Consider the following 21,950-nt stretch of genomic DNA (forward strand, 5'->3'; position numbering starts at 1 on the left):
TTATGGATAATAGTAGAATTATACAGTTAATAGAAAACCCTGAAAAACTTAAATTTTCCGATAAGAATTATGTGGAAGATTTAATAACTCACTATCCATTTTCTCAATCGTTTCATTTAATTTATTTAAATTGGAAAAATAGATATGTATCAGAACCGTTAACTAATGAAGATATTAAAAAGGTTTCAATTTATACGAACTATCGAGAATTAATAAAAAAATCCATTGATACTAACAAGAAGTTAGTAGAACCAATTACAGCAGAGGAATTGATCGATAAAAAAGAAGATGAAATTTTACAAGCAGATGATAATAAATTTGAAGAAACTATAGTTCTTGAAAATATTGTTAGTAATGAATTTATGGAAGAGGATATCAGTTTAACCCAATTGAAAGCAATAGATTCAAATTCTGAAATTATAAATGAACAAAAAATATCCGAAGAATTAGTAAATAACAACAATATAGAAATTGAACCTATAGAAGATCATTCTAAAATTCAATTACTTTTAACTAATGAAGATGCTAAGGATAATAAGAAAATCTTTTTAAACAGTGATGTCACCTATACCAATATAGAAAAGTTAGGAATATCACATTTATTTACTTCAAGCTTAGAAAAAGAAAATGAAGAAAATTTCGAGAATAAGGAAGAAAGTACTGAAATTGAACATTCGGAAATTGAAGAAGAAGTAAAGGAAGATTTGGTTGGTAATGAAATCAATGAAATTCAGTTAAGCGAACCAAGTATTGAAAACAAACAAGAGGAAATTACTTTGGAATCGGACAAATTAACTTTTAATCAATGGATATCACTTTCCAAGCAAAAAAAAGCTTTAAAATCTGAAAAAGTAATACCACAACAAGAAAAACAAAATAGCATTATTTCAAATTTTATTGAAAATAATCCCAAGATAAAACCGGTTGCAAAAGACACGAAATATAGTAAAGACGTAGAATTTAAAAAAGAAGAAATTCAGGATATTGCAAATTTAATGACTATTACCTTAGCCCAATTATATGTAGAGCAAGGTAAATATGATACAGCATTAACAGCTTTTAAGATATTAAGTTTGAAATATCCAGAAAAAAGTAGTTATTTTGCCTCGGAAATAAGAAGAATAAAAAAGATAAAAAATTCAAAATAATATGACAGCAGTATATGGAATACTAATGATATTTATCATTATCGCATGCGTTTTGCTAATATTAGTTGTTTTGTCGCAAAATCCAAAAGGAGGAGGTTTAAGTTCAACTTTCGGAGGTAGTGGAACACAAATGTTCGGTGTTCAGAAAACAAATGATTTTATGGAGAAGGCAACTTGGACCTTAGGAGGAGTAATAGTAGTATTGTCAATTTTTGCATCGGTATTGATTGCAAAGCCAACTATATATACATCAACTCCAACCCAAAACTCAAAACAGTCTTCAACCTCTCAACAAGAACAGGCTTTGCCTAAAACTAACGTTAAGTAAAAAATATACTTGTAATAATTAACACTAAAAATATAGTATTAACAAAGTTCTTAAAAATTTATTGTTGTGTTAGGAAGAAGGCAAATTAGAGAAAAAATTCTACAGGTTCTGTATGCGTATAATATAAGTGGGAATGAGTTAGAATATGTTGAAAATAGAATGTTCCAGTCTATAGATGAGATATATGATTTATATATATATCAACTAAATCTTCTATTGGCTGTGAGAGATTATGCTCTTGAAGTAATAGAAAGGAAAAAGCAAAAACGTTTTGCCACAGATGAGGAAAAAAATCCTAATCTTAAGTTTGTTAATAATAAGATATTTGAGCTGTTAGAAAAAAACAAAGCTAGAAAAGAGTATTCGGACAAACATTTAGAATTATCGTGGCATTTAAATAATAATTATCCGGCAATTATCTTTAAAAAATTTCAAACATCGCGAAGTTATTTAGAGTATATGCAAAGTAAAGAAACAGATTTTGAGTCGGAAAAAAAGGTATTGCTTAAACTGTTTTTAAAACATATAGCAGATAATGACATCATGTATGAATGGTTTGAGGAATTAAAACTTTCTTGGGCAGATGACGTTCATATTGCCAATAATATGACCCTGAAGACTATTAAGTCTATTGAGGAAGGAGCGCCCTTTGATACATTAATTCAAGTTTTAAAATCGGATGAGGGTATTTTATTTGCAAAAAATTTATTCAGGACAACGGTAAAACACTATCCCGAAAGTTTAAAATTAATTGAAAAAAGATCGAATAACTGGGAGTTGGATAGAATCGCGGAAATAGATAAAATCATATTGGCAATGGGATTTACAGAACTCAATTATTTTCCACAAGTTCCGGCTAAAGTTGTTATTAATGAATGTATTGAATTAGCAAAAGTTTATTCTAGTGCTAAAAGTAATGTATTTATTAATGGTATTTTAGACAGATATGCTAGAGATATGAATAAAGTTTAAACATCCTGAAAAATGAAAAAGTCAGCAGTAATATTTTTATTAATAGGTATGTTATTCACCATCGGTTGCAAAAAAGAAAATTCTTCTCAAAAGCAAATCAAAAGTACCGTACAGGATAATACGAATACTAAAAATACTCATGGTGTACCCAAAATAACCGAAGAATCTATTATAAAATTTAATGAAGATACGTATGATTTTAAGGATATAAAAAGAGGGCAAGAAGTTTCCCATGTTTTTAAATTTACCAATGTTGGAAAACGTCCTTTATTAATTTCAGAAGTACGTCCTTCCTGTGGGTGTACCACTCCAAAATATACTAAAGAACCCGTATATCCGGGCAAGAAAGGTGAAATTACAGTTACTTTTGATTCTTCAAATTTTGAAGGAGAAGTACTTAAAACAATAGCTGTTTCAGGAAATTTTGAAACTAAAGTAATTAAATTTCAAGCAAAAGTTAATTAAAAATAAATTTAAATAAAAATGTTAACAATAATTTTACAAGCAAAAGGAGGTTTTATGGAACAAGCAGGAGCATTCCTTCCCCTAGTCCTTCTATTTGTGGTGTTTTACTTCTTTTTTATTAGGCCGCAAACAAAAAGACAAAAACAAGAAAAGAATTTTCAAGATAATATAGCTAAAGGAACAAGAATAGTTACCACTTCCGGTATTCATGGAAAAGTTGCGGAAATAATGGATGATGGACTTATTATTGAAACTATGGCGGGAAAAATAAAAATCGAAAAATCAGCAATTTCCAGAGAATTGTCTATAGCGAGATATCCGGAAAATGCACCTGCAAAGAAGTAAACGATTATAAATAAATCATAAGGCATATTCTATGGTATATAGAATATGCTTTTTAATTATATAAAATGAAAGTAGTAGTAGGTTTATCGGGAGGAGTAGATTCAAGTGTTGCAGCATATTTATTGCAACAACAAGGTCATGATGTTATAGGTCTATTCATGAAGAATTGGAACGATTCTGAATTTACACTGGAAGATGAATGTCCATGGGTAGAAGATAGCAATGATGCATTGCTAATAGCTCAAAAACTTAATATTCCCTATCAAGTCATAGACCTTTCTGAAATATATAAAGAAAGAATTGTTGATTACATGTTTCATGAATACGAATCAGGACGTACCCCTAATCCGGATGTATTATGCAACAGAGAAATCAAGTTTGATATATTTCTTAAAACGGCTTTATCTTTAGGCGCAGATAAAGTAGCAACCGGTCATTATGCCCGTGTTCAATCATTGAATAACGAAGGCCAAACAATTTATCAGCTTTTAGCAGGTATAGATTCCAACAAAGACCAATCCTATTTTTTATGTCAACTTAATCAATACCAACTTTCCAAAACCTTATTTCCTATAGGAAATTTAACCAAGCCGGAAGTAAGGAAAATTGCAAGTGAAATTGGTTTAGTTACTGCAAATAAAAAGGATTCTCAAGGATTATGCTTTATTGGGAAAATAAGATTACCTGACTTTTTACAACAAAAATTAAAACCTAAAAAAGGAAATCTGGTTGAAATTTTTTCAGATAATCCTATATATAAAAAAGAAGAACAATCATTTTCAACTAAAAAAGAAGAATTGATTTATTTGTCAATTCCTTTTCAATATACTATAGAGGATGGCAAAGTGATCGGTGAACATTCAGGAGCGCATTATTATACCATCGGTCAAAGAAAAGGTTTAGGAATAGGAGGGCATATCGAGCCATGCTTTGTATTAGATACCGATGTACAAAACAATACAATCTATGTAGGTGAGGGTAAAAATCATCCCGGATTATTTAGAAAAGCTCTATTTATAGATCAAAAAGAAGTGCATTGGGTTAGAGATGACCTACAAATGAAGATAGGAGAAACGATGAGAGTTCGAGTCAGGATAAGGTATAGACAATCTTTGCAAGAGGCAGTTTTGTATCAATTTGAAGAAGGAATTTTCATTGAATTTGAAAATTTGCAATCAGCAATTACCCGAGGGCAATTTGCGGCTTGGTATGTTGAAGATGAATTAATCGGAAGCGGAGTAATCTCTTGATTTTAATTAGTAATATTTAATCAAAAATTAATTTTAAAATATCTAAAGAAATAGGTTTTTTAAAATTAGACAAATGCATTTCAAAATAAGTTATTATTTCTGAAAGCATCTGTTTACGCTGTGAATTAGTAAAGCAATTTTTTAAAGAGTTAAAATCATAAGAAAGTAATTGCTTCCATAAATGAGCATTTTCTTCCCTTGAAACAGTATCAGCTTTTAAAGAAAAAATACCCTCTTTAATATTAAAATAAGGAAATTCTGAATCATTTTCTAAGGGATAAAACCCAATATATTTCGAAAAATGCAGTAAAAAATAAAGATGGAAATCAGAAAAGTAACTGTCTTTTGTATCTAAATTAATTAAACTGCTTTTAATAAAATTATATAAAGATGTGTCCTGTGCTTCCTCGTTTTTTAGCGTTTGGTTCACCATTTCTCCAATAAACGTTATTATCGAAGACTTGATAATATTTGTATGAATGGTATTGAAAATATGAGCTTGATGAATCTCTTTAATCAACTCTAAAGAATGGTTTTTTTTAGAATAAAAAGTAACTTCTATTTCATTAAATAAAAAGATAAAATGACTTTTTCTATTTTTTTTAGAAAAAGAATTTTTTAAAATAAAATTTTTATAACCAAAATTTTCGGTATAGCATTTTACAATAAGGGAAGAATCTCCATATTTTAAAAATGACAAAACGATAGCTTTAGTAGTTTCAATCATTTCTTTTAAACTTAACGAATAATTGCAATTTTGGTTGTAGCATGTTTTTTTCCTTCAGAATTGCTCATTAAAACTAAATAAATCCCTGAAGCAACAGGTTTACCATTAAAATTAGTTCCATTCCAGGTTGCAACGCCTCCGGGTGCTTTAGTCTCATACACCAGGTTACCCGCTACATCAGTTATTTTAACAAAAGCATCATGGGCTAATCCGCGTATCGTGATATTTCCTGAATAACCGGGTCTAACCGGATTAGGATAGGCAACAATTTCTCCAAAATCATCTCCTGACTCAATAATGTCTCCTCTATAAGAAACAATGCCTGAAGGAGTAACAAAATAAACTTCTCCGGTCTTATCGATTTGTATATCCGTAATAAGATTAGAGGGTAAAGGAGAATTTTCTTCCGTAAATCTATTTAAAAGAGTTGTTCCGTCTTCCGATAAGTAAAAAACACCTGAACTATGTGTACCAATCCATTTTCTGTTAGCGCCATCGGTTTTTATTGCCGTAACCTTAGTTTCTCGTAAAACTTCTTCACCTAAACCGTTTTGAGTAATAATAATTCTTTCGGTATTATAATTTCCTGATTCTAATGATTGATAAGGATTTCTAAAAATACGAAGACCGCTGTCGGTTCCTATCCAAGCAGTTCCGGATTTATCTAATTCTACGCATAATATATTATTAGAAGGTAAGTTTCCGCTATTTTTATTGGAATCTATTAAATAAATATTATCATCAGACGTAGTAAGCGGGGTTCGGTTATATTTATATACAACTAGTCCGTTATTTCTTGGAGAAGGAACCCATATATATCCTTGGGAATCAATATACGGATTCATAGCTCCTCCGGCTAAGTGAAATCTTTTAGGTAAAAGACTTAAAAATTTAAATTGATCATTAGGCGTTTTTATGATAATGGCATTATTGAAACCGTTGTTAGATTCTGCAGCAAATGATTGAACCATAATTAAGTTACCATTGGAATCAAAGTCTCCGCCAACTAATCGCTCGTATTCAATTATAGGTGAATTGGTACGATTATAAATAATTTTCATCTGATCATTTACCATTTTTATCAATCCATTACTATAGGAGATAACAAAAACTTCATGAGTATTGTTAATATTAGGTATAACTTTCATAATATAATTTTCATTGTTAATGCTCTTAGAATCTATATGATTCCATTTTTGACCGTTAAAATGATAAAAACCATAAGAGTTGGGATTCAATTCGAAATAATTATCAATATTTCTTCCTCCTGGTGCTATCCATAATTGATTATCATAGATAGTTAATGAATAAGAACGGTTATTAAACGGGCCGTCCGGAACCAGGTATGCGTTATTTCTAATAAGGCCTTTTAATTGAGTTCCTGCATAAAAAATTCCATTAGAGTAAAAACCGGTAGTAAGGTCATCTGAAAATTCCATAGATTTTAAAACTTGAAAAGATTCATTTAGTACAACTAATTTATTTTTTTGAACCAATAAATAGCCCCCATCAATAGAAATAATATCTTTTAAATCAATGTAATTACCTTTATTTTGCCAACTAATTCCTTCATCATCACTTTTATAAATGGTTTGGTTGGAGCTTATAAGTAAAGATGTATTATTTTTAATTATTTGATTAAAATTATTTCCGGCATTGGTAAGATTCCAAGCAGTAAAATTTGGAATTAAATGATCGATAGGATGATAATAAATACCATTAGTTGAAGCGGCAAATATTTTATTATTAAAAACTACGCTTTCCTGTACTTTATAATAGTTAAGACCTTGTTTAAAATAACAAGTTTCTTTAAATTCAAGCTTCTTTAAATCGAATAAAGTAATTCCAAAGTCCATGGAAAGTACCGCATAGTCACCTTCAGTATATATATGATTAATTCTTTTATTTCCTTGATAATTTCGATCAAAAGGAATGTCCACAACTAACAGTATCTTATCTTGCTTTACTATGTCCAATTTACCGGATTTATAACCAACGAGTAAAGCTTTATTATCGGAGTTATAAGCTAAAGCAGTAATATTAACTTCGTGAAGACCATTAGCTTTTGAAAATTTCTTAATTTCTCCGTTTGTTTCATTATAAGAGTACAAACCGTTTTGAGTTGCACTGAAAATAAGATTATCAACTTTTTGAACAGCTTTAATATTAAAATAAGAAAAATAATCTTTCCATCTTGAACTTTGACTATTGCAAAGACCGGTAAAAATTAATAAAATTAAAAAACTAAGCTTTTTCATAGAAATTATATGTAATGCTTGTAAAATTAATAGATTTATGGGAAAAATATCTCATAACAGATTTATTTTATTTAAAAATAAAATTGGATTATAATCTTTGAATTTTAGAAATTTCTAATCAGTAAAATTTCATGAAGCAATCGGAGTAATAAATAATAATTTAAATTGAAAAGAATCAACCTTGAAAAATAACAATTATTTTTGTGCATTATAATAAGTTAGAAAATAAAATTAAGATTATTTTAAATTAAAACAGAATTTTACTTAATTAAAATTTTAAGATATTTACTTTATAAAGCGGGAAAATTAGAGGAGTTGAAGACTCATTGATCTAGAGGTATATACAATAACTTAAATAAAACGATAAAATGTTCAGGAGATATTTGTTAAATTAAAAATATTTTTTAAATTTGCAACCCTATTTAGGGCGATTTTTTAATAAAGGAAAAATAAGAAAAGTGAATACACTAAGTTACAAAACCATATCGGCAAATAAAGAGACTGCAAATAAAGAGTGGTTACTTATTGATGCAGAAGGACAAAAATTAGGTCGTTTAGCTTCTAAAATAGCTAAAATTTTGCGAGGGAAACACAAAACAAATTTTACTCCACATGCAGATTGTGGTGATAATATTGTTGTTATCAATGCAGGAAAAGTTGTTTTATCCGGAGATAAAACAGATCAAAAAGAATATGTAAGACATACAGGATATCCCGGTGGACAAAAATTTTCAAGTGTTGCCGAAGTTAAGGTAAAGGATTCTAGAAGATTGTTGGAGTATGCAGTGAAAGGTATGCTTCCTAAAAATAAATTAGGAAGAAAAGTACTTAAAAATTTATACTTATATGAAGGAGTAGAGCATGAACAAGCAGCTCAACAACCTAAAACATTTGATATTAACGCTTTCATCTAAAAAATAATGGCAGTTACACATAAAATAGGAAGAAGAAAAACATCTGTTGCAAGAGTATATCTTTCTGAAGGAAAAGGAGAGTTTACCATAAACGGAAAAGACTATAAAGTTTACTTTCCTACAGAAGTATTACAATACAAAATTGCACAACCTTTCCAATTAACTGAAACTTTAGGTCAGTATGATATTAAAGTAAATGTATATGGAGGAGGAGTAACAGGACAAGCTGAAGCTATCAGATTAGCAATATCTAGAGCTTTAGTTTCTTTAAATGAAGAAAACAGAACAGTTTTAAAACCAGAAGGTCTTCTAACTAGAGATCCTAGAATGGTTGAAAGAAAGAAATTCGGTCAGAAAAAAGCACGTAAAAGATTCCAATTCTCTAAACGTTAATCTGACTAATAACGATACTTATAACCACTATTTTGTAGTGGTTATTTTATATTAAAAAATAACAATTTTATAAATAATTTAAACTTGCCGTTTAGTTTAGCATCCAAACTTTAAAGTTAAACTTTAAGTTGATTGCAAAAACTGCGGAACGTAAACTAAAAAAAGTATGGCAAAAGTAGATGTAAAAGACCTTTTAAATGCCGGAGTGCATTTTGGTCACCTTACCAGAAAATGGAATCCACATATGGCTCCTTACATTTTTATGGAGAAAAATGGAATCCACATTATTGATTTGCACAAAACTTCTGTAAAATTAGATGAGGCATCAAACGCTTTAGGAAAAATTGCTACATCAGGAAGAAAAATCTTGTTTGTTGCAACCAAAAAACAAGCAAAAGACATTGTTGCAAAACATGCAGAATCTGTAAATATGCCTTATATTACAGAAAGATGGCCGGGAGGAATGTTAACAAACTTTGTTACCATCCGAAAAGCTGTTAAAAAAATGAATTCTATCGATAGAATGAAAAAAGACGGTACTTTTGAAACTCTATCTAAAAAAGAAAAATTACAAGTAGATCGTCAAAGAGCTAAACTTGAAAAAAACTTAGGATCTATTGCTGATATGACTCGTTTACCATCTGCTCTTTTCGTAGTAGATATACTAAGAGAACATATTGCTGTAACAGAAGCAAAAAAATTAGGTATTCCTGTTTTTGCAATCGTTGATACGAATTCAGATCCTCAATTGGTTGATTTCCCAATTCCCGGAAATGATGATGCATCCAAATCAATTGATTTGATTTTAGAAACTGTTACTAACTCTATTAAAGAAGGGTTAAGTGTAAGAAAAGCAGAAAAAGCGAAAGCTAAAGAAGAAGGTGCTGCAGAAGAAGAAGATGTTTTAGTACAAGACACTAATGACTCTGAAGTTTCTGAAAATCAAGAAGAAAATAACGCAGAATAAAGTTAAATTTAAATAAAAATAAAGATGTCATATTCACCAAAAGCAGCTGATGTAGCAAAACTAAGAAATGCTACAGGAGCAGGAATGATGGACTCAAAAAAAGCTTTAGTTGAAGCTGAAGGAGATTTCGACAAAGCGGTTGACTTATTAAGAAAAAAAGGACAAAAAGTTGCTGCAAACAGAGCAGATAGAGAAAATCTTGAAGGAGCTGTAATAGCTGCAGTTAACGAATCCAATACAAAAGCTGTTGTAATAAAATTAAGTTGTGAAACTGATTTTGTTGCAAAAAACGAAGATTTTGTTAAATTAGCTAAGGATTTTGCAAACCTTGCTTTAAATTTCAATACAAAAGAAGAATTATTAGCTGCCGATTTCAATGGTATTCCTGTAAGTGAAAAGCTTATAGAACAAACAGGTGTTATCGGTGAAAAAATTGAAATATCCGGATTTAAAACTTTGGAAGCTCCATTTGTAGGTTCCTATATACATGCGGGAAATAAAATAGCTTCAGCAGTTGGTTTATCAAAGTCTTTTGATCAGGCAGCAGAAGTAGCTAAAAATATTTCTATGCAAGTTGCAGCTATGAATCCTATTGCATTAGATGAAACTCAGGTGGATTCAAGTGTAATTGAAAAAGAACTTGAAATTGCTAAAGATCAATTACGTCAAGAAGGAAAACCGGAAGCTATGCTTGAAAATATAGCCAAAGGAAAACTTAACAAGTTCTTTAAGGATAATACTTTGTTAAAACAAGATTATATTATGGGTGAAAAAACTTCAGTTGAAGATTATGTAAAATCAATTGATCCTGAAGTTAAAATAACCGGATTTATACGATTATAATTTCAAAATAGTATATATAAAGACTGCATTATGCAGTCTTTTTTATTTTAAATAAGTATTTTCCACTATTCTAAAAATTAAAACTTTAATTTAAGAATGATCCTTTTTTATCAATTGATTATCCATATATATAAGGATAAATTCTAGAAATAAAAACAGCAATACAATAGCTCCCGTATTCAATAAAGCTTGAATTAACCCTATTTCACCGGCATCCAAAAATGGATAAGGATACATATTGGTGAAATGACCTCTTATAAAAATATATATAACATAAATTAAAGGAGGAATAATTGCAAAAAAAATAGTTTTTTTATCCAATAATTTTCTAGGACCGTATAATAACCAATACAATACAGCTAAAAAAGGTATGAATACATGCAAAGCTTCATTGGTTAATCGCATAATCCCTTTTACATTATGATCATGCCTGAGCATTAAATTATAAACGATGCATGTAATAGCTATACAAATAATACCGTCTATTCTTAAAATGCGAAACCATTTTTTAGAATAATCAGGTTTAAAAAGCAAGACTAAAGAGCTAATACCCACCGCAATATTAGATTGAACAGTAAAATAGCTGTAATAATAAATCAATCGATTGAATTTGGATTTTTCATTTAAGATCGATGGATGAATGTCTCCATAGACGTAATTATAGGTTTCTGTACCAATACTGAAAAACACCAAAAAAATAAGTATTAAATTAAAAAATATTCTCATGAATGGTAAATTTACTAAAGATTAACTCGTGTAAAAATTTTATAAGATAAGTTTCATAAAAAGTTAGAGTTCGTTTTTACAATTGATTTAAATAAAATATACACACTTTTAAATAATTGTAAAACCATGTTATGATGCGTGAAATGATCATTATAAAGCTAAATATAGAAGTAAAATATTCTAAAATCTAAATTTAGACTACTAAAATAGGAACGTTCGTTTTATTGCTTAATCGATTAGCCATTATACCAAAAGTAAAGTCTGGGATTCCTTTATATTCATGTTTTGCCATTAGTAAGACATCAACTTTTGTATCATTAATTAATTTAGGAAGTGAAATAGTAGGATTACCAAACCCTAATTTAGTCTCGACATTCATATATCCTTCTTTTAGTAGAAAATTTTTATAATCATCCAATTTATTTTGATCGAATTTCACTTCGTAATCATTTGCTAATTTACCGTTATAGTTTGCAGAAGCACTTTCAGTAACATGAAACAATACAATTCGAGAACTAATATCAGCGAAAATTGGTAAGTAATTCAGAACCCGCTGATCGCCTTTAGTAAAATCCAATGCTATACCAATAACTTTGAATGGATGTAATTTATCTATACTCTTTTGAGAAGGTAATTGGTGAATACCAAAATTTATTTTTTGGGACTTTTTTATCCAAGGATATAAAACAATACAAATCAAGAATAATAATAAGCCTAAAGATATAATTCCCAAAATAATTTTTACACTTAAAATTATATCCTCATTGTAATAAACATTAATTTCTTCATCGTAAATTAACTTTATATTTAACAGGATAATGATTGTACATACGATCCAAGATATAATTTTTAAAGGTAATTTAATGGCAAATTTTCCCATTTTTTCTTTATCACTAACAAAATGGATTAGAGGGATTACGGCAAAACCTAATTGCATACTTAAAAGCACTTGACTAAAAATAAGCATTTCATCAACGGAACTTTCCCCCAACAGGCTTATTACAATCACAGCCGGAATAATAGCTATAATACGTGTTAATAACCTTCGTAAAGCAGGATTCATTCTAAAGTGCAAGTACCCTTCCATAACAATTTGACCGGCAAGCGTTCCGGTTACGGTAGAGCTCTGACCGGCAGCAATTAAAGCTATAGCAAAAAGAACAGGGGAAAGAGGACCTAATAAATTGGATAGCATTTTATATGCATCATGTAATCCTTCTATATCATGTAATCCGGCACTGTAAAAAGTTGAAGCAGCAAGCACTAAAATGGCAGCATTTACAAAAAAAGCCATGTTTAATGCGATGAGACTGTCAAAAAAATTATATTTAATGGCTCGTTTTATGGATTCATAATCTCGTTTAATTTTTCTGGTTTGAACCAAAGCGGAATGAAGATACAAATTATGTGGCATAACAGTTGCCCCAATAATTCCAATTGCAATATATAAAGCCTCAGTATTGGGAAGAGTAGGTTTAAATCCTTTAGAAACTTCAATAAGATCAGGCTTAGCTAAAAACATTTCAATAAGAAAACAACCTCCTATAATAGCCACCAAAGCGATGATAAACGCTTCCATTTTTCGTATACCAAATCGTTGTAAAACAAGTAACAGCAATGTGTCCAAAGCTGCCAACCAAACACCCCAAATAAGATCAAGTCCGAAAAGAAGCTGTAAACCAATGGCCATTCCTAAAACTTCGGCTAAATCTGTTGCAGCTATCGCTATTTCAGCAAAACCATATAGAATATAGTTCATCCATTTCGGATAGTACTCCCTGTTAGTTTGAGCCAAATCTAATCCGCGAACAATACCTAAACGAGCACTTAATGCTTGAAGCAATAATGCCATAATATTGCTCATTAATAGAACCCAGATTAAAGCATATCCAAATTTGCTGCCCCCGGCAATGTCAGTTGCCCAGTTTCCGGGATCAAGATATCCAACGGCCACTAGGTAAGCCGGCCCGAAAAAAGAAAGTATCCTTTTCCATCTTTTTGGATTTTCGATATTAATACTTTCATGAACTTCTTGAAGAGATTTCTTACTCAATTGTTAGGCTTTTCTAATATTTGCAAATTTAAATAAAATTTTTGCATTGTAAAATATAATATCAATCATTTTCAGGTATCCATAAATAATCTTTAAAATTAATGATCTTATCGTTTTTAATTGGGATTCCTTCATTTTCTAAAAGTTCTTTCATAAGTGTAGGGGTGGGAAAATGGAATTTTCCGGTTAACATTCCGTTTCGGTTTACAACTCTGTGAGCAGGAATGTCTGATATTGAATGGGAAGAATTCATGGCATAACCTACCATTCGGGAGGAACTTTTAACTCCCAAATGAGCCGCAATATGTCCGTAAGTGGTTACTTTACCGTAAGGTATTTTTCGTACAATTTCATATACCCTTTCATAAAAATTGGTAGATTCCATGGAATAAATGAAAAAAATAATTTTCAATAATTAACTAGTGTAAGCAAATAAAATGCGATGTAACTAAATTTTTTTAAAACATTTTAAGTACTGAAAAGTAAGAAAAAAAGATAATACGTTTTGTATTCTTCTATTAGTAATTTTGCAAGTAAAGAATAAAATTTATTGATTATTATTAAATTATTTGCTTTAAATTTTATATATAAAATATAATTTATTACATTAGCAGGACAGGAAGTTTAGGCTTCAAACATAACATAAAAAATGAGAATTTGAGATTTTTACTTTCTATAACTAATTATTGTTTTTTATTAAATTTGAAAGTAAAAATAAAGAAATGATTCTAATTTAATTAGAATCATTTCTTTTTTAGACTTGTTTTTTAAATTATAGTGGTTTAAAATTGAATATAAAATTAATAATCAAAATACCTGTACACTTTCATAAATTACAAGAAAACAAGTATACTTAAGATCCCTTTAAATTATTTTTCAAAAGGGTTAGCGTTTTCTTGTGACTGTCGAAAGCAATTTCATTAAGATCTATATCGGATAATTTTTTCCACACATATCCTTTTAATTCAATCGGATCATAATCTCCGATAGATAAATTCTCATCTTTATAAAGAAAGAATAAATCAATGGTATTGTATAGGATGTTTTTGTACAAATAAGTATTAGGATGGGAACATATATATTCTAATTTAGATAAATCAATCGATATATTTAATTCCTCTTGTAATTCCCTAAAGCTTCCATGTTCAGCGGTTTCTTCGGCTTCAATAAATCCTCCTGCCAGATCTAAAAAGCCTTTTTTAGGTTCTTTGTTTCTAATAGTAAATAATATTTCATCATTTTTCTGAATAACCACAGCGGTTGCTCCGGCTGTATTGTGATAGTATTCAAAATTACAATCTAAACATACAATTTTAGATCCATGCGGATATTCTAAATGATCACTTTTACAATTTGGGCAGAATTTGAAAATGGGTTGCATATCACATAAGTTTTAATACCCAAATTTAATTAAGTATTTTAAAAATATAGATATCAAAAATTATTTTATATGAAAATAATAGAAAATACTTTTCAAAATAAATAGTAACATTTAAATAGAAATTATTAATAAAAGAATTATATAATATAATATTTTACAAATCTTCAAAATTAATATTATTTCATACATTAGTCTTTGTAAATCTTTCATAGTAATAATTAACCGTAAATAAAAATAATACAATGGCAACAATAACATTAAAAGGAAATGAAGTTCATACATTGGGAAACCTACCATCAATAGGAAGTAAGGCTCCAGATTTTATATTAGTGGATACGGATTTATCAGAAAAAAAATTATCGGATTATACAGGAAAAAAAGTTGTTTTAAACATATTTCCAAGTGTGGATACAGACACATGCGCTATGTCTGTCAGAGAATTTAATGAAAAAGTATCTGAAATGAAAAACACTGTGGTTTTATGTATTTCAAAAGACCTTCCTTTTGCTCAAAAACGTTTTTGTGCCGCAGAAGGTTTAGATAATGTTATTCCGCTTTCTGCCTTTCGTTCAGATTTTGGTAAGGTATATAATTTAGAATTTGCAGATGGCCCGTTAAAAGGATTACTTAGCAGATCAGTACTTGTTCTTAATGAGTCAGGAGAAATTATTTATGAAGAACAAGTAGCTGAAACTACTCATGAGCCTAATTATGAAAAAGTAACAGCTATATTAAAATAAAAAATCTATCAAGAAAAAGAAATGCCTTATATTTTTCAAATATGAGGCATTTGTATTTTTTTCTAATTTCTCCAAATGAAAGATTTGTATGATAATTGAGAATACTAATTATTTAAATTCAATGTAAAGTAAAAAAAGGTACTAACTATTGAAATAGTAACCAAAATTTATATTTTAAAAGAAATATAGTAAATTCTAAAAAAGTATTAAAGTTTTTATAAAACGTTAGATGTATAATGAGAAATTAACCCGATAATTTCAATAAAATTATAACTTTTTGTTAAAAAAAATAAAACATGAGAAATTTCAACATAAAATAACTCTTTGAGATATAAATAGTTTTTACATTTACAATTTAAAAAAGTATAACAAAAAAAATTATAATATCATGAGCAGAAAATTTCCAGCAGGAGTAGCAACCGGTTCGCTAGTAAAAGAAATATTCGATTATGCTAAAGAAAATCAGTTTGCTTTACCGGCATGTAACGTTATAGGATCTAGCAATGTAAATGCAGCTCTTGAAACAGCTGTTAGAGTAAATGCTCCCTTAATTATACAATTTTCAAACGGAGGATCTCAATTTAATGCAGGTAAAGGATATAAAAACTCTTCCCTTAGAGCAGATGTTTTAGGGGCTATAGCTGGAGCAAAACATGTCCATACGTTGGCAGAAGCCTATGGGGCAACTGTAATTTTACATACAGATCATTGTGCAAAAAAACTATTACCTTGGGTTGACGGGTTATTAGATGCATGTGAAGAATTCCATAAAAAAGAAGGAAAAACACTATACTCTTCACACATGCTAGATCTTTCAGAAGAGCCCTTAGATGAAAATTTAGCAATCTCTTCCAAATATTTTGAAAGAATGGCAAAATTAGGAATGACTCTAGAAGTTGAAATAGGGATAACAGGTGGAGAAGAAGACGGAGTTGACAATTCAGATATAGAAAGCTCAAAATTATATACACAACCTGAGGATGTTTATAAAACGTATAAAGCATTAAGCGCAATAAGTCCTAATTTTACTATTGCAGCAGCATTTGGTAATGTACATGGAGTGTATAAACCGGGAAATGTTAAATTAGAGCCTAAAATACTTCACAATTCACAAGAATACGTTCAAAAACAAGTGGGCGGACCTTCAAAACCGATTAATTTTGTATTTCATGGAGGATCAGGTTCTTCCTTGTTAGATATAAGAGAAGCTATAAGCTACGGAGTAGTAAAAATGAATATTGATACAGATTTACAATTCGCTTATACCGAAGGGGCAAGAGATTATGTAGAAAAAAATATTGATTATTTAAGAACTCAAGTAGGAAATCCAACCGGAGATGAAGCACCAAATAAGAAATTTTATGATCCAAGAGTTTGGATGAGAAAATGTGAAGAAGGATTCTCAAAAAGATTGGAAAAAGCTTTTGAAGATTTAAATAATATCAACACATTATAGTAAAAAAATATAAATTTTATTTATAAAAAATGAAAGCACCTTTATTTGAGGTGCTTTTTTTGTATATTTGAAAAAAAAGAGGTATGAAAAATTATCTAATAGTATCAACATTACTAGCATCCATTTCAATCGTTCTTGCTGCATATTTTTTAGGTAATTCTTACCAAAAAAGAAATCAATCCAATACAATAACAGTAAAAGGATTAGGCACAAAAGATTTTGAATCTGATTTAATAGTATGGAAAGCCGATTTTTCTAAGAAAAATCTCGATTTAAAACAAGCTTATGCCGAATTAGATGCAGATAGAAAAAAAGTAAGAGAATATCTGATTTCCAAAGGATTTTCCGATAAAGAAATAGTTTTTTCCTCAGTAGAAATAAGTAAACAATATGATAGTAGATACAATGAAGGAATAAATCAAAATATATTTACGGGGTATGAATTAAATCAAACCATAACCATAGAATCTAAAAATGTGAGAAAAGTAGAAGATCTTTCCCGTCAAATTACAGAATTGATTAATAACGGAGTAGAGCTCTATTCCCGATCGCCTTTATATTACTATACTAAATTATCTGATTTAAAAATACAGATGATTTCAGATGCAACCAAAGATGCAAAAAAAAGAGCAGAAGAAATAGCAATTAACGCCGGTTGTAAATTAGGCAAATTAAAAAATGCCAATCAAGGGGTTTTTCAAATAACTGCTCAAAATTCATCTGAAGATGATTACTCTTGGGGAGGAGCATTTAATGTATCATCCAAGAAAAAAACAGCAAGCATTACCATTCGTTTAGAATATGAAATTAAATAATAACTACGATATAAATTAAAATGGTACATAAATTATTTCAACCGTTTACATCAAAAAAACTGTCATTAAAAAACAGGATAGTCATGGCGCCTATGACCCGATCATTTGCTTATGATGGAATACCCGGTAAACAAATAGCTGATTATTATCAAAGAAGAGCACAGGCCGAAGTGGGCTTAATTATTACAGAAGGAACCGTTGTTCGCAGGGCGGCATCTTCCAATGACCCCAATATACCAGTATTTTATGGAGAACAAGCCTTAGAAGGTTGGAAAAAGGTGGTTGAAGAAGTTCATGCTAAAGGTGGTAAAATAGCTCCGCAACTTTGGCATATGGGAATAATACCGGCCCATAAAAACTGGAAACCATCAGAGCCTTTTGAGGGGCCATCCGGACTTTTAAATCCGGAAACAGAAGGCGGAAAAGAAATGAGCGAAAGTGATATTGAAAATACAATCGAGGCTTTTGCAGAAGCAGCTTACCAAACCAAAAAAATAGGTTTTGATGCTCTGGAATTGCATGGAGCGCACGGATATTTGATCGATCAATTTTTTTGGGATAAGCTTAATAAAAGAAATGATATATGGGGAGGAGCTACCCTGGCCGAAAGGAGTCGTTTTGCCATTGAAGTTGTAAAAGCGGTTCGAAATTCGGTAGGAGAAGATTTTCCTATAATTTTACGCTTATCACAATGGAAACTACATGATTATTCCGCTAAATTGGCAAAGACACCGGAAGAAATGGAAGAATGGTTACTACCGTTATCAGATGCCGGAGTTGATATTTTTCATTGCTCGCAACGAAGATTTTGGGAGCCCGAATTTGAAAATTCCGATTTAAATTTTGCAGGATGGGCAAAAAAAATAACGGGCAAACCTTCCATAAGTGTTGGATCTGTGGGGCTCACCGGAGATTTCTTAGGGGCATTCAAAGGACAAAGTTTTGAGGCTTCTGATAATTTTCTTAACGAATTAAATAGAAGATTAGATGCGGGCGAATTTGATTTAATAGCAGTAGGAAGAGCGCTACTTGCAGATCCTGAATGGGCATTAAAAATTAAAAATGGAAACTTATCTGAGTTTAAAGGATTTTCTAAGGATCAACTTAAAGAATTATACTAATAAAAACATAAAATAGTAGTAAAATAAAAAACAAAAACCAAGTTTTAATTTTTATTTATTTTAATAAAGAAATAAAAGCAAAGGTTTTTTATCTTTGTATATATAAGTTCTTTACTTAATTTCTTTATCAACAAGAATAAGGTGCTGTGTAAAAACGACTTAATAGGGAATCATGTGTGAATCATGAGCTGACGCGCAACTGTAAGTAACCTAAAAAATTTTATCAATAAAAACCATTGCCAATTTAAACGGTGAGAAGGTAGATAAAATGTTATAAGCCAGGAGACCTGCCTGTTCTTAATTGACAATGCTTTCGCGAGTAAAAGCAAGATCACAAAAAATATAATTGGGCTACAAGAAACTTTAAGATCATTAGAATAATTAGTTTACTTGTAAGTCAAAATTGTTTTGAAATTTGATTTTATTTAACAAAGAAAGAGAGCATTGTGAAGTTTAGCAATAAGAGCTTTTTATAATATAATCGTTTAAAAAGTTATAAAAATGCAAACACACAATCTTGGCTATCCGCGTATTGGTAGTGACAGAGAACTTAAAAAAGCCTGTGAAAAATATTGGGCAGGTAAAGCGTCAGTCGAAGAACTGATGATAACAAGTAAAGATATCCGGCACCGAAACTGGGTAACTCAACAAAAATTAGGGATTGATTGGATCCCATCTAATGATTTTTCTTATTACGATCAGGTACTTGATATGTCACTAATGGTCGGAGCTATCCCTAAAAGATATAATAAGGTAATACTGGATAAATCAAATACAGAATTAGACTTATATTTTGCCATGGCCAGAGGACATCAAAAAGAAGGCATTGATATAAAAGCCATGGAAATGACCAAATGGTTTGATACCAATTATCATTATATTGTCCCTGAATTTGAAAGTAATCAGAAATTTTCCTTGTTTTCAACAAAAATTATTGATGAATATTTAGAAGCTAAAAATGCGGGAATCCATACAAAGCCGGTTATAATAGGCCCTGTATCTTATTTGTTGTTGGGAAAAGAAAAAGAGGAAAACTTCAATAAGCTGGATTTACTAAAAAATATTCTTCCTGTCTATATAGAAATCTTAAATAAATTAAAGGCAGAAGGGGTTGAATGGGTGCAGTTTGATGAGCCTTTCTTAGCTTTGGATTTAGATGAAAAAGCGAAAGAATCCTTCCAATATGCCTATAAAGAAATTCATAAACAATTTCCTTATATAAATAAAATACTAACTACCTATTTTGACGGATTGAAAGACAATTTAGCACTTGCTTTTAATCTACCCGTACAAGCATTACATATAGATTTGGCACGTTGTCCGGAACAATTAGATGAAGTTTTAGAAAATATTCCGGAAAAACTTATCCTTTCTTTAGGGATCGTTGATGGAAGAAATATATGGAAAAATGATTTCGAAAAATCTTTGAAACTTATTCAAAAAGCTGTTTCCAAGATTGGTAAAGACCGAATTTTAATAGCTCCTTCTTGTTCACTTCTTCATAGTCCGGTTGACTTGGAATTGGAAACAGATACTAAAGCCCTTTCATCGGAAATTAAAAATTGGTTGGCTTTTGCAAAACAGAAAATCGATGAAGTAGTAACCTTAAAAAAGCTTGCGTCTAAAGAAGATTCCCCGGATTTACAAAAAAAATTACAGGAAAATATAGCGGCTGCAACCAGCAGAAAAACATCAGCTTTAATACATAACGAAAAAGTAAAAGAAAAAATAAGGAATATTGAAAAAGTAGAAGATAAAAGAAATTCCATATTTTCAGAACGAAAGAAAAAACAATCTGAAGCCTTGCAGTTGCCTTTATTTGCAACAACTACGATCGGCTCATTTCCTCAAACATCCGAAGTCAGAAGTTGGAGATCTAAACTAAAAAAAGGATTGATAACACCTTTAGAATATGAAGAGCTGATTAAAAAGGAAATTGAAAAAACAATACGATTCCAAGAAAAAATAGGTATAGATGTATTGGTTCACGGGGAGTTTGAGCGAAACGACATGGTGGAATATTTTGGAGAACAATTAGAAGGAGTTGCATTTTCCAAAAACGGATGGGTACAAAGTTATGGAAGCCGTTGTGTGAAACCACCCATCATTTATGGCGATATATTCAGGCCTAATCCTATGACTGTGAAATGGTCTTCCTATGCACAATCCTTAACAAATAAAAATGTAAAAGGTATGTTGACCGGACCGGTAACTATATTGCAATGGAGTTTTGTACGAGACGATCAACCGAGAAAAGATACCTGTTTCCAAATTGCATTAGCCATTAGAGAAGAAGTAGTAGACTTGGAAAAAGCAGGAATACGAATTATTCAAATAGATGAACCGGCCATAAGAGAAGGGCTGCCGTTACGAAAAAAAGATTGGCAAACCTATTTAGAGTGGGCTATAAAAGCATTTAGAATTGCATCCTGTGGGGTAAAAGATCAAACACAAATTCATACTCATATGTGTTACTCTGAATTTAATGATATCATACAAAACATAGCAGATATGGATGCAGATGTAATTACCATAGAATGCTCTAAATCAGATATGAAGTTGTTAAACATTTTTTCAGAATTTAAATACCCTAACGATATTGGTCCGGGTGTTTATGATATACACTCTCCAAGAATACCGTCCAAAAATGAAATGGTTTCCTTATTGAAAAAAGCAATTAAAAGTATACCGGTAGAGCAATTGTGGATTAACCCGGATTGCGGACTTAAGACAAGAGGATGGGAAGAAACAGAAAAAGCATTAATTGAAATGGTAGGAGCAGCAACAGAAATGCGAAAACAATACTAAACGATCTTTTTTGTATCGGTCGGTATAATACGTACAAATGTTTTTAAATATAATTGTAACGTCTTAAAAGTCGTTTAAACCAAAGGTTAGAATTCAATGAAAATTTAAAAAATTCTAGAGTTCGATATATTAAAACTTAAAAATGATTTATTAAAACAAAATTATAATTGTCTTAGTAGTATTTTAATTTTAAATAGCTAAAATAGGATAAGAAACAAAAGTTGATTATACATTTTATGT

At 30.2% G+C, this 21,950-nt stretch carries 21 protein-coding genes and 1 riboswitch; of the genes, 15 read left to right on the forward strand and 6 right to left on the reverse strand.

Annotated features, from left to right (window positions below):
* Window positions 1-2: 2 nt before the first annotated feature.
* From GFV01_RS06490 to mnmA, 6 genes are all read left to right on the forward strand, one after another.
* Complete coding sequence (locus GFV01_RS06490; protein WP_160565731.1) at window positions 3-1,148, forward strand: hypothetical protein; 1,146 nt, start codon at window positions 3-5, stop codon at window positions 1,146-1,148.
* A gap of 1 nt (window position 1,149) precedes the next feature.
* Entirely contained in the window at window positions 1,150-1,476 is a 327-nt protein-coding gene (secG, locus tag GFV01_RS06495; protein WP_160565733.1) for a preprotein translocase subunit SecG, read from the forward strand.
* A 66-nt stretch (window positions 1,477-1,542) separates the two neighbouring features.
* Window positions 1,543-2,448 carry a transcription antitermination factor NusB gene (gene nusB, locus GFV01_RS10280; protein ID WP_105296366.1) on the forward strand — a complete coding sequence of 302 codons (906 nt, stop codon included), beginning with the start codon at window positions 1,543-1,545 and terminating at the stop codon, window positions 2,446-2,448.
* Between the two features lie 12 nt (window positions 2,449-2,460).
* Window positions 2,461-2,913, forward strand: a complete 453-nt coding sequence (locus GFV01_RS06505) for a DUF1573 domain-containing protein (protein WP_105296365.1) — start codon at window positions 2,461-2,463, stop codon at window positions 2,911-2,913.
* Window positions 2,914-2,931: 18 nt separating this feature from the next.
* Window positions 2,932-3,258 carry a preprotein translocase subunit YajC gene (gene yajC / locus GFV01_RS06510; RefSeq protein ID WP_105296364.1) on the forward strand — a complete coding sequence of 109 codons (327 nt, stop codon included), beginning with the start codon at window positions 2,932-2,934 and terminating at the stop codon, window positions 3,256-3,258.
* A 65-nt stretch (window positions 3,259-3,323) separates the two neighbouring features.
* Window positions 3,324-4,508, forward strand: coding sequence for a tRNA 2-thiouridine(34) synthase MnmA (mnmA, locus tag GFV01_RS06515; protein WP_160565735.1), 1,185 nt, complete (start codon window positions 3,324-3,326; stop codon window positions 4,506-4,508).
* A gap of 16 nt (window positions 4,509-4,524) precedes the next feature.
* On the opposite strand, the gene GFV01_RS06520 is transcribed toward mnmA, so the two are convergent.
* Window positions 4,525-5,235: a DNA repair protein RecO gene (locus GFV01_RS06520; protein WP_160565737.1), complete on the reverse strand. Its 711-nt coding sequence runs from the start codon at window positions 5,233-5,235 to the stop codon at window positions 4,525-4,527.
* An 11-nt stretch (window positions 5,236-5,246) separates the two neighbouring features.
* Entirely contained in the window at window positions 5,247-7,493 is a 2,247-nt protein-coding gene (locus tag GFV01_RS06525) for a two-component regulator propeller domain-containing protein (protein ID WP_160565739.1), read from the reverse strand.
* A 458-nt stretch (window positions 7,494-7,951) separates the two neighbouring features.
* Here GFV01_RS06525 and rplM point away from each other — a divergent pair, with 458 nt between their 5' ends.
* The 4 genes from rplM to tsf all read left to right on the forward strand — a co-directional run bounded on the left by rplM (window position 7,952) and on the right by tsf (window position 10,610).
* Window positions 7,952-8,407 (forward strand): 50S ribosomal protein L13, encoded by a 456-nt coding sequence (gene rplM, locus GFV01_RS06530; protein WP_160542527.1) that lies wholly within the window; start codon window positions 7,952-7,954, stop codon window positions 8,405-8,407.
* A 6-nt stretch (window positions 8,408-8,413) separates the two neighbouring features.
* Entirely contained in the window at window positions 8,414-8,800 is a 387-nt protein-coding gene (rpsI, locus tag GFV01_RS06535) for a 30S ribosomal protein S9 (protein WP_105296360.1), read from the forward strand.
* A 166-nt stretch (window positions 8,801-8,966) separates the two neighbouring features.
* Window positions 8,967-9,767 (forward strand): 30S ribosomal protein S2, encoded by an 801-nt coding sequence (rpsB, locus tag GFV01_RS06540; protein ID WP_160542526.1) that lies wholly within the window; start codon window positions 8,967-8,969, stop codon window positions 9,765-9,767.
* 24 nt (window positions 9,768-9,791) lie between these two features.
* Window positions 9,792-10,610: a translation elongation factor Ts gene (gene tsf / locus GFV01_RS06545; RefSeq protein ID WP_105296358.1), complete on the forward strand. Its 819-nt coding sequence runs from the start codon at window positions 9,792-9,794 to the stop codon at window positions 10,608-10,610.
* A gap of 90 nt (window positions 10,611-10,700) precedes the next feature.
* On the opposite strand, the gene GFV01_RS06550 is transcribed toward tsf, so the two are convergent.
* The 4 genes from GFV01_RS06550 to GFV01_RS06565 form a co-directional block, all read right to left on the reverse strand.
* Entirely contained in the window at window positions 10,701-11,336 is a 636-nt protein-coding gene (locus GFV01_RS06550; RefSeq protein WP_160565741.1) for a Pr6Pr family membrane protein, read from the reverse strand.
* 193 nt (window positions 11,337-11,529) lie between these two features.
* The gene (locus GFV01_RS06555) at window positions 11,530-13,389 is read right to left on the reverse strand and encodes an Nramp family divalent metal transporter (protein WP_160565743.1); all 1,860 of its coding nucleotides are present in this window, start codon (window positions 13,387-13,389) and stop codon (window positions 11,530-11,532) included.
* Between the two features lie 61 nt (window positions 13,390-13,450).
* Window positions 13,451-13,774 carry an MGMT family protein gene (locus GFV01_RS06560; protein ID WP_160565745.1) on the reverse strand — a complete coding sequence of 108 codons (324 nt, stop codon included), beginning with the start codon at window positions 13,772-13,774 and terminating at the stop codon, window positions 13,451-13,453.
* A 468-nt stretch (window positions 13,775-14,242) separates the two neighbouring features.
* Complete coding sequence (locus tag GFV01_RS06565; protein WP_105296355.1) at window positions 14,243-14,770, reverse strand: NUDIX domain-containing protein; 528 nt, start codon at window positions 14,768-14,770, stop codon at window positions 14,243-14,245.
* Between the two features lie 242 nt (window positions 14,771-15,012).
* On the opposite strand from GFV01_RS06565, the gene tpx reads away from it, so the two are divergent.
* The 5 genes from tpx to metE all read left to right on the forward strand — a co-directional run bounded on the left by tpx (window position 15,013) and on the right by metE (window position 21,710).
* Window positions 15,013-15,510, forward strand: a complete 498-nt coding sequence (gene tpx / locus GFV01_RS06570) for a thiol peroxidase (protein WP_160565747.1) — start codon at window positions 15,013-15,015, stop codon at window positions 15,508-15,510.
* Between the two features lie 388 nt (window positions 15,511-15,898).
* Complete coding sequence (gene fbaA, locus GFV01_RS06575; RefSeq protein ID WP_105296353.1) at window positions 15,899-16,966, forward strand: class II fructose-bisphosphate aldolase; 1,068 nt, start codon at window positions 15,899-15,901, stop codon at window positions 16,964-16,966.
* Window positions 16,967-17,049: 83 nt separating this feature from the next.
* Window positions 17,050-17,781 (forward strand): SIMPL domain-containing protein, encoded by a 732-nt coding sequence (locus GFV01_RS06580; RefSeq protein WP_160557603.1) that lies wholly within the window; start codon window positions 17,050-17,052, stop codon window positions 17,779-17,781.
* A 20-nt stretch (window positions 17,782-17,801) separates the two neighbouring features.
* Complete coding sequence (locus GFV01_RS06585; RefSeq protein WP_160565749.1) at window positions 17,802-18,902, forward strand: NADH:flavin oxidoreductase; 1,101 nt, start codon at window positions 17,802-17,804, stop codon at window positions 18,900-18,902.
* 122 nt (window positions 18,903-19,024) lie between these two features.
* Window positions 19,025-19,212, forward strand: a riboswitch (cobalamin riboswitch).
* 191 nt (window positions 19,213-19,403) lie between these two features.
* Window positions 19,404-21,710: a 5-methyltetrahydropteroyltriglutamate--homocysteine S-methyltransferase gene (gene metE / locus GFV01_RS06590; protein WP_160565751.1), complete on the forward strand. Its 2,307-nt coding sequence runs from the start codon at window positions 19,404-19,406 to the stop codon at window positions 21,708-21,710.
* The last annotated feature ends 240 nt before the right edge of the window (window positions 21,711-21,950 follow it).

It is taken from the genome of Apibacter sp. B2912 (genome assembly GCF_009827835.1).
In the GTDB taxonomy this organism is placed as follows: domain Bacteria; phylum Bacteroidota; class Bacteroidia; order Flavobacteriales; family Weeksellaceae; genus Apibacter.

What these genes read in the sequence shown, in the direction of transcription:
- GFV01_RS06560 (WP_160565745.1), bottom strand. Translation starts at nt 13,774, where the DNA reads ATGGAATCTACCAATTTTTATGAAAGGGTATATGAAATTGTACGAAAA.
- GFV01_RS06525 (WP_160565739.1), bottom strand. Translation starts at nt 7,493, where the DNA reads ATGAAAAAGCTTAGTTTTTTAATTTTATTAATTTTTACCGGTCTTTGC.
- GFV01_RS06550 (WP_160565741.1), bottom strand. Translation starts at nt 11,336, where the DNA reads ATGAGAATATTTTTTAATTTAATACTTATTTTTTTGGTGTTTTTCAGT.
- GFV01_RS06565 (WP_105296355.1), bottom strand. Translation starts at nt 14,770, where the DNA reads ATGCAACCCATTTTCAAATTCTGCCCAAATTGTAAAAGTGATCATTTA.
- metE (WP_160565751.1), top strand. Translation starts at nt 19,404, where the DNA reads ATGCAAACACACAATCTTGGCTATCCGCGTATTGGTAGTGACAGAGAA.
- yajC (WP_105296364.1), top strand. Translation starts at nt 2,932, where the DNA reads ATGTTAACAATAATTTTACAAGCAAAAGGAGGTTTTATGGAACAAGCA.
- rpsI (WP_105296360.1), top strand. Translation starts at nt 8,414, where the DNA reads ATGGCAGTTACACATAAAATAGGAAGAAGAAAAACATCTGTTGCAAGA.
- fbaA (WP_105296353.1), top strand. Translation starts at nt 15,899, where the DNA reads ATGAGCAGAAAATTTCCAGCAGGAGTAGCAACCGGTTCGCTAGTAAAA.
- GFV01_RS06520 (WP_160565737.1), bottom strand. Translation starts at nt 5,235, where the DNA reads ATGATTGAAACTACTAAAGCTATCGTTTTGTCATTTTTAAAATATGGA.
- mnmA (WP_160565735.1), top strand. Translation starts at nt 3,324, where the DNA reads ATGAAAGTAGTAGTAGGTTTATCGGGAGGAGTAGATTCAAGTGTTGCA.
- GFV01_RS06505 (WP_105296365.1), top strand. Translation starts at nt 2,461, where the DNA reads ATGAAAAAGTCAGCAGTAATATTTTTATTAATAGGTATGTTATTCACC.
- tsf (WP_105296358.1), top strand. Translation starts at nt 9,792, where the DNA reads ATGTCATATTCACCAAAAGCAGCTGATGTAGCAAAACTAAGAAATGCT.
- GFV01_RS06585 (WP_160565749.1), top strand. Translation starts at nt 17,802, where the DNA reads ATGGTACATAAATTATTTCAACCGTTTACATCAAAAAAACTGTCATTA.
- tpx (WP_160565747.1), top strand. Translation starts at nt 15,013, where the DNA reads ATGGCAACAATAACATTAAAAGGAAATGAAGTTCATACATTGGGAAAC.
- GFV01_RS06490 (WP_160565731.1), top strand. Translation starts at nt 3, where the DNA reads ATGGATAATAGTAGAATTATACAGTTAATAGAAAACCCTGAAAAACTT.
- rpsB (WP_160542526.1), top strand. Translation starts at nt 8,967, where the DNA reads ATGGCAAAAGTAGATGTAAAAGACCTTTTAAATGCCGGAGTGCATTTT.
- GFV01_RS06580 (WP_160557603.1), top strand. Translation starts at nt 17,050, where the DNA reads ATGAAAAATTATCTAATAGTATCAACATTACTAGCATCCATTTCAATC.
- secG (WP_160565733.1), top strand. Translation starts at nt 1,150, where the DNA reads ATGACAGCAGTATATGGAATACTAATGATATTTATCATTATCGCATGC.